The sequence below is a fragment of the Enterorhabdus sp. P55 genome (assembly GCF_009911695.1).
Classification (GTDB): Bacteria; Actinomycetota; Coriobacteriia; order Coriobacteriales; family Eggerthellaceae; genus Enterorhabdus.
This window is the reverse complement of sequence record NZ_QWKK01000065.1, coordinates 1-7,594: the sequence shown is the minus strand read 5'-3', so window position 1 is coordinate 7,594 and position 7,594 is coordinate 1. Positions and strand designations below refer to the sequence as shown.

The window sequence follows — 7,594 nt, the reverse complement described above, 5'->3', positions numbered from 1 at the left end:
TCCCCACCGCGCTCCCCTCATCGTGCCCCCCCATCGCCCCCCGACCGCGCGCCCTTCCATCGCGCCCTCGTGCTGCCACCACGTGTTTCACGTGAAACATTCGTTTGTCCCGCGAGCCGCTCAGCGCGCCGGACAAAAAAACGACGCCCAGGCGGGTCGGCCCGGGCGTCGTGCGTCAGCACCTGTTGGGAGACGTCTAGCGGCTGCCGCCGGAGGTGCCGGCAACGTCGCGCTCCTCACGGCAGAGGGCCTCGTCACGCAGTGCGACCGCAGCCGCAGCCTCGGCCTCGGCGATCTGCGGATCCGCGGTGTCGCCCCCGTCCTCGCGCGGCAGCTCCACGACGATCTCGGCGACGCCCTGACCGCCCTGGAGGCGCGCCTCCAGCTCGCGTTCGAGCTCCTCGTCGTCGAGCGCGGCCAGCAGCTCCTCGCCCGCGCGATCGACCTCGACGCTGGCCGTCTGGGGATGCAGGTCGTCGCTGTAGGCGGTCACGTAGGCCACGCCACGGGCCTCGGCGGCCTTCGCCTGGCCCAGCAGGAACAGAAAGCCCACCACGCCGGCCACCAGCGACGCCGCCAGGATGCCGAGCTTCGCCTCGGACACCATGATGGCCTCGGGAAACGCCAGGTTGGCCACGAAGATGGCCATGGTGAACCCAACGCCGCCCAGGATGGCCGCGCCCAGCATGTGCTTCCAGTTGACGTTCTGCGGCAGGCTGGCCACCTTCAGCTTCACGGTGACGAAGCTGAACAGCATGATGCCGATGGGCTTGCCGAGCACCAGGCCGAAGAACACGCCGAGCAGCACCGGGCTCGACAGCATGGCGCCCAGATCGCCCGAGATGGCCACGTCGGCGTTGGTCAGCGCGAACAGCGGCAGCACGCCGAAGTACACCCACGGGTACAGCTTGTGCTCGAGGCGCGTGGCCGGCGGGATGACCTGCCGCGCGACCTGCGAGAGGTTGCTCACCGTCTTCATGTACTCGTCCTGGGCGATGACCGGCGTATCCGGCTCGAACACCTTGCGCGCCTTCTGCACCTCATCATCCGACCACTGGAGGAAGCTGCGCAGGTTCACGCGCGAGCCAGACGGGATGGAGAACGCCAGCAGCACGCCGGCGATGGTGGAGTGCACGCCCGACATGAACACGCAGAACCACAGCATCACGCCCACGGCAAGGTAGGGGAACAGCGAGTACACGTGCGCGCGGTTCATCACCATGAGCAGCGCGAACACCACCGCTGCGGCCGCCAGCCACAGAAGGGACGGGCTCTGGCCGTAGAAGATGGCGATGACGAGGATGGCGATGATGTCGTCGGCCACGGCCAGCGTGGACAGGAACACGCGCACGCCGTTGGGCACGCGGTTGCCCAAAAGCGCCATGATGCCGAGCGCGAAGGCGATGTCGGTGGCCGTGGGGACGCCCCAGCCGTGGGCCGTCTCGGGGTTGCCGCCGTTGAACAGCGAGTACAGCACGATGGGCATGAGCACGCCGCCGACCGCGGCGATGATGGGCAGCGCCGCCTGGCGGATGTTCGTCAGCTCGCCGACGGTCATCTCGTACTTGATCTCCAAGCCCACGAGCAGGAAGAACACGGCCATGAAGATGTCGTTGATGACGTGCGCCATGGACATCTCGCCCACCACCGGGCCAATGCCCACCACCACGGGCATGTGCCAGAACTCGAGGAACGCCTCGTGGGCTCCGGTGTTGGCCACGATGAGCGCCACCACGGCGGCCACGAGCATGGCGCCGGCGGCCTTGGTGGAGGAGTGCGTGAGGTGGATGAGCTTGCGGTAGCGCCGCTGATGGCCCTGGACCTCGCGGATGAAGAGGGCCTGGGAGACCGCCGCCTCGTCCGTCCGCGCATCCGCGTCGCCCGACGCCTGGGTCGCCTTCTCGTCCTGTTCCTTGTTCGTGCGTTCCATGGGATACCTCGCATGCTCAGCCGCGTGAGAACCTCGTTCAAGCGCCTTATTATCCCCCAATTCGCGCCGCGTGCCTACCGGCGGGCAACCTCCGTAAAAACCTCGTAACACCCCGGATCACGCCCGCCTGCCGCCGCCTCTCGCCGCCCTTCTCCGCAGCGGCGCGCAGCAGCGGCCGCGTCATGGAAACGTTTTTCTTCTCCCCCTATTCTGGTCGGCAGAGAACCCGGTTTTGCGCTATGCTTGAATCACAGCTTGACGAAAGGGGCCGCCGCCGACGGATCGACCTTTGAGGACAGAAACGTGCCACGCAGCGCTTTCTCCCAGAAGACGACGCCGACACGCGAACCGCCCTTTCATCAGCTGTTTTTTATTCGCTTCGAGCAAAGAGGTGAACGCTATGAGCATTACCGTCACCAGCCGCAAGATGCCCATCACCGACGCGCTGCGCCAGTATGCCGAGGAGAAGGTCGGCAACGCCCTGAAGGCCATCGACGCCGACCCCATCTCCTGCGAGGTCGTGCTGATGAAGGAGAAGAACCCGGCGAACCCGCTGCCGTCCATCTGCGAGGTCACCGTGCGCATCAAGGGCCATATCGTTCGCGTCGAGGAGAACGAAGAGGACATGTACGCGGCCATCGACGTGGCGGCTGCCAAGATCGCGCGCCAGATCCGCAAGTACAAGACCCGCATCATCGACAAGAAGGTGCGCGCCACCGAGAAGATCGTCGACTACGCGCATGAGGACGCGCGCCCCGAGGGCGAGCTCGACCTGGACAAGCTCATGGACGAGCTGGCAGGCGAGGAGGTCGTCCGCCGCAAGGAGACCGAGTTCACGCCCATGACCGAGGAAGAGGCCCTCGTGCAGATCGACCTGCTCGGGCACGACTTCTTCGCCTACACTGATCGCGACACGAATCTCGTCAACGTGCTGTACCGCCGCGATGACGGCGGCTACGGCCTGCTGAAGCAGAAGGAGAACTAGGCAATGGCGACCATCGACACCGTCCGCGACATCCTGCAGCGCAACCTCGAGATCGACCCGGCTGCGGTGACCGAGGAGTCCACGTTCGAGTCGCTCGGCATCGACTCGCTCGACATGGTCGAGCTGATCTGCGATCTCGAGGACGAGCTGGGCATCGACTTCGGCGAGCCCGAGGGGCTCACGACCACCGCCGACCTGGTGGCCTACATCGACGCGCTGTAACCCGGCGACGACGCGAAGAGGGGGCGTGCCCGCAGGCGCGCCCCCTTTTTTCATGCGCCTGCCCGCGCGCTCGCGGAGGGAGACGCGGAGCGCGCGGGCAGGCGCGCCCGCGCCGCCCTACGCGAGCGCGTCGTCCCTGAGCGCCTCCGCCAGATCGCCGCGAACGAGCCGCAGGGCCCCGAAGGCGTTGGCGGCGACCACCACCAGCGCCACGACGGCAACGTAGGACAGCAGCACGCCGTAGGGAAAGGCGGCGAGGAAGCCCCCGAGGGGCTGCCGTCCCAGCAGCGCCAGGGCCAGCGCCCCGGCGACCACGAGGGGCAGGGTCAGCGCCAGGGGCCGCGCCACGGTCAGCAGTCCCTCCACCCCGAGCATCTTGAAGACGCCTCCTGGCGTCATGCCGAGGGTGCGCAGGCGGGCGAACTCGCGCTTGCGCTGGTAGACGAAGCCCACGGCCTGCGTGACGACCCCCGCCACCCCGATGAGCGCCAAGATGCCGCAGAACCCGCCGACCACCGCCGCGTACCCGACCCACACCGCATCGGCGCGCACCCGGTCGGCATCCATGTCGACGAGGGAGAACTCCGCATGCCCTGCCGACTCGAGCGCCTCCTCGGCAGCTGCCCACAGCGACGGCTCCGCTCCGGCGCGGGCCTTGAGGTAGAGGCGCATGCCGGCGTCGGACTTGTCCACCACCGCCTCCTCGGCCTGGGCGGCAAGCCCGCGTGCGACCTCCTCCAGCTCCGCGGCGGAGGCGTCCGGCACGTCCACGACCAGGTCCCAGGCAATTCCGTAGCGCTCGTAGTAGGTCTGGTCCACGCTCATGCGCGAGACCGTCATGAACGAGAGGAAGAGCCCCAGCGCGAGAAACGCCAGCCCGATGGCCAAAGACGCCGAGCGCAGGGCGCCCCGGCGCTGCCGCAGGGATCCGCTGGCCAGCTCCCCTTCCACCCCGAAGAGGCGCGCGATGAGCCCGGCACGCCCCGGGCGGGCGGGAGCGGCCTCGGGCGCGCCGGCCACCGCGGCAAGGGGGCTCGTCCGCGCGAGCTTGCGGGCGGGAATCCCAGCCGACACCGTCACCGTGAGCAGCACGAGCGCCGCCACGGCCAGCAGCAGGAGCGGCGAGCAGCGGAAGGCGGCCAGTCCCCCCGATCCGACGCCGGCTTGCCGAGCGGCCTCGATGGCCGCGTTGATGAAGGCGCCCGCGGCCAGCGTCCCCAAGGCGATGCCGATGGCTGCGGGCGCCATGCTCAGGACGAGCGCCTCGCGCAGCAGCAGCGACCGCATCTGCCGCGGCGTCGCGCCCACGGTCGCGAGCAGCCCCAGCTGGTGCACGCGGTTCTGCATAGACGCCAGGAAGGCGTTGCGGATGATGAGCACCAAGGCGACGCAGGCCAGCGCGAGCACCACCAGGTAGAGCATGCTCGACACGAGCAGCTCCCCGCCCAGGCGCTCGGCCAGCGATGCGCCCTCCGCCGCCGTGCGCGCCGCCGCATCCTCCCAGAAGCCGTAGAGCACGCCGGACAGGAGCGCCAGCAAAAACGCGCTCACGCCCACCGTCGCCATGATGGTCGCGCTCGACGCGCGGTTGCCCCGCACGAAGTCGAGCATGAGACGGCCGCCCACCGCGCTCACCGACGCCTCTGGTCGAGGACCACGAGCCCGTCTTCCACAGCCAGCACCCTATCGGCCTCCTGAGCGACGCGCTCGTCGTGGGTGATGATGACGGTGGTTTGGTTGAAGCGACGGTTCGCCAGCCTCAGCACATCGACGATCTCGCACGAGGTGCGGCGGTCGAGGTTGCCCGTGGGCTCATCGGCCAGAAGGAGCATGGGCCGGTAGATGAGCGACCGTGCGATGGCGACGCGCTGCTGCTGGCCGCCGGAGAGCTGGTGCGGCAGGGCGTCGAGCCGCCCTGCGATGCCCAGGGCCTTCGTGATCTCGGCGAAGAACTGCGGATCGACCTCACGCCTGTCCAGGAGCAGCGGCATCTGGATGTTACGCGCCACCGTGGCCGTGGGAATGAGGTTGAAGAACTGGTAGATGAGCCCCACCTTGCGGCGGCGGAACAGCGCCGACTGCGTCGCGTCGAGCCGCGAGATGTCCTCGCCGTCCACCAGCACCGTGCCGGCGGTGGGCGTGTCGATGCCGCCGAGCAGATGGAGGAGGGTCGACTTGCCGGAGCCTGACGCCCCCACGATGGCCACGAACTCCCCCGGCTCGATCGCCAAACTCACGCCCCTCAGGGCGTGGACGGCGGTATCCCCGCTTCCGTAGGTCTTCTCGACCCCGATGCACTCCGCTATGGGCATGGCTGCTCCTTCTCCGTCCTCGGGCGGCTGGTCTGCTCCCTTCCAGGTTAGGGAGCCAAAGTGACATCTGGGTGACCGTAGAGCCGAATCTCGAAGCAGGCGCCGCCGGCGGCAGGGCGCCGCGCCCGAATGCTCGCATCCTGCCGTTCCAGGAGCTCCCGCGCAAACGCGAGCCCCAGGCCCGTGCCCGCGCTCGCGCGGAGGGCGGTGGCGGGAAGCGCTCCTGCGGCAGCGCGTGCATCCGCGGCGGCGTGCCGCGTGCCGGTGTAGAAGCGCTCGAACAGCCGCGCCTCCTCCCCCGGGGCGAAGCCGGGCCCCTCGTCGGAGATGAGCACCTCCACGTAGAGCGGGCCCGCCTCATACTCCACGCGCACCGATGAGCCAGCAGGCGCATGCTCGACGCAGTTCTTCATGACGTTCATAAGCGCCTCGCACGCCCAGTGGCCGTCGACGAGCACCTCGGCGGGGTCACACCTCATGGCATCGTCGCACCCGGCGGGGTCACACCTAATGACATCAATGGAGACGTCTGCAGCGGCGGCATAGTCGCCCAGGCTCTCGGCCGCCTGGCACAGCAGCGTGTACACGTCCTGGCGGTCGGGACGCATCTCCAAGACGCCGGCGTCCAGCTTCGCCATGAGCAGAAGGTCGCCCTGCAGGCGATCCAGCCGCTCCGCCTGCCGGATGATGGCCTGAGCCGCATGGCGATCCTCGTCGGCGTCGCACCCGTCGATGCGCCGAGCGGCCAGGGCTATGGCCGAAAGCGGGGTCTTGACCTGATGGGCGATGGAGGCCAGGTTGCGGGCGAACCCGTCCTTGGCCGCGACGGCCTCGGCGCGGGTGCGCTCAAGCGCCATCACGGTCTTGCCTATCTCGTCTTGGAGCCGGGAGAGGTCGTCCTCCCCCGTGGGCGTGAGCGCCTTCGCCCGGCCCAGGGCGGCGCTTTCCAGGTAATCCGTGAGCTGCGCGACCCGCGCCGAGCGCCGACGCCGCGCACGCGCGCAGCCCGCTGCGACAAGAGCGCCGCCCGCGGCCATCCCCAGGAGAAACGCGAGCGCGGTCATCGCGGCTCCTCCATGCGATAGCCGAAGCTGCGGACGGTCTTGAGGCAGTCGGCGGGGGCAAGCTTCGCGCGCAGCCGCTTGACCGTCACGGTGAGGGCGTTATCGCTCACCGGGCGGCCGTCCTCCCACGCACGGTCGCGCAGGGCCTCGCGGGAGACGAGGCGCCCCTTGCGCTCCATAAGCAGCGACAGGATGCGGTACTCCAGCGGCGCCAGCTCGACCGGCGCGCCCCCAACGCTCACGCGGTGCCGCTCGCCGTCAAGCGTCACGTCGCCGCAGGTGAGCGTCGTCGTGCCTGCCGGCGACCGCCTGAGGAGCGCCTCGATGCGACCGAGCAGCACGTCGGGATGGAAGGGCTTGGTCACGTAGTCGTCCGCGCCAGCCCGCAGTCCCGCCACGATGTCGGACGGCTCGTCGCGCACGGTGACCATCATGACGGGCAGCGCCTCGTCGTGGCGGCGCACCCAGCGGCAGACCGACGGCCCGGCATCGTCGGGAAGGTTCCAGTCGATGAGGAGCGCATCAGGCGACTCCGCAAGGAAGGCGTTGCGCACCGCCAGCCCGCTGGGGAAAGGCCGTGCGCGATACCCCGCGTCCTCCAAGAGCGCGACCACGTAGCGCGCGATGTCCTCGTCGTCTTCCACATACCATATGACCCGCTGCCGCATCGGCTCCGCCTCTCTCGCCCGCGCGCGTTCGCCCCCCCCCTCTCGCCCGCCGGGGCGGCGCGAAGGTGGCAGGCGCTCTCCTGCTTCAAAAGTAGCCCGTTTCCGCACCGGGGGCAACCTCGCGGGCAGATGAGCCGTCAGAGGGCGCGCTTGAGGTCGGCGATGGCATAGAGGGTGCCGAAAGCAACGACGATGCCGTCAGTGCCGGCCGCAGAGCGCCCCCGGCGAAGGGCCGCCGCCGCATCGGGAACCGCCTCGATGACGGGCGAGGACGCGAGGACGGGAGCGGACACCGCCACAGTCGCGGGGGCGGGGGCGGGGACGGTGGCGGGAACGGGGGCCGCCGCAGCCGCGGGGGGCGCGTCGGGGGCGGGGGCGGGAATGGGGGCCGCCGCAGCCGCGGGGGCGGGAGC

The 7,594-nt window shown here is 69.5% G+C and carries 7 protein-coding genes and 1 pseudogene; 2 read left to right on the top strand and 6 right to left on the bottom strand.

Annotated features, from left to right (window positions below):
- Positions 1 to 196: 196 nt before the first annotated feature.
- Positions 197 to 1,930: a Na+/H+ antiporter NhaA gene (gene nhaA, locus D1643_RS07300; RefSeq protein WP_160709994.1), complete on the bottom strand. Its 1,734-nt coding sequence runs from the start codon at positions 1,928 to 1,930 to the stop codon at positions 197 to 199.
- A 400-nt stretch (positions 1,931 to 2,330) separates the two neighbouring features.
- Between nhaA and hpf the strand changes: the two genes are divergently transcribed.
- A complete protein-coding gene (gene hpf / locus D1643_RS07295) occupies positions 2,331 to 2,915 on the top strand; it encodes a ribosome hibernation-promoting factor, HPF/YfiA family (protein ID WP_160709993.1) in 585 nt (194 codons plus the stop codon).
- A gap of 3 nt (positions 2,916 to 2,918) precedes the next feature.
- Positions 2,919 to 3,137 carry an acyl carrier protein gene (locus D1643_RS07290; RefSeq protein ID WP_160709992.1) on the top strand — a complete coding sequence of 73 codons (219 nt, stop codon included), beginning with the start codon at positions 2,919 to 2,921 and terminating at the stop codon, positions 3,135 to 3,137.
- Between the two features lie 117 nt (positions 3,138 to 3,254).
- Here the strand turns inward: D1643_RS07290 and D1643_RS07285 are convergent, their stop codons facing one another.
- From D1643_RS07285 to D1643_RS11580, 5 genes and pseudogenes are all read right to left on the bottom strand, one after another.
- Complete coding sequence (locus D1643_RS07285; RefSeq protein WP_160709991.1) at positions 3,255 to 4,772, bottom strand: ABC transporter permease; 1,518 nt, start codon at positions 4,770 to 4,772, stop codon at positions 3,255 to 3,257.
- Positions 4,769 to 5,449 carry an ABC transporter ATP-binding protein gene (locus tag D1643_RS07280; protein WP_160709990.1) on the bottom strand — a complete coding sequence of 227 codons (681 nt, stop codon included), beginning with the start codon at positions 5,447 to 5,449 and terminating at the stop codon, positions 4,769 to 4,771. The genes D1643_RS07285 and D1643_RS07280 overlap by 4 nt, the downstream gene beginning before the upstream one ends.
- Before the next feature lie 47 nt (positions 5,450 to 5,496).
- On the bottom strand, positions 5,497 to 6,513 hold the full coding sequence (locus D1643_RS07275; RefSeq protein ID WP_160709989.1) for a sensor histidine kinase KdpD: 1,017 nt from the start codon (positions 6,511 to 6,513) through the stop codon (positions 5,497 to 5,499).
- A complete protein-coding gene (locus D1643_RS07270; RefSeq protein ID WP_160709988.1) occupies positions 6,510 to 7,181 on the bottom strand; it encodes a response regulator transcription factor in 672 nt (223 codons plus the stop codon). Before D1643_RS07270 ends, D1643_RS07275 begins: the two co-directional genes overlap by 4 nt.
- 137 nt (positions 7,182 to 7,318) lie before the next feature.
- Positions 7,319 to 7,594, bottom strand: a pseudogene (locus D1643_RS11580) (hypothetical protein); the annotation flags it as partial.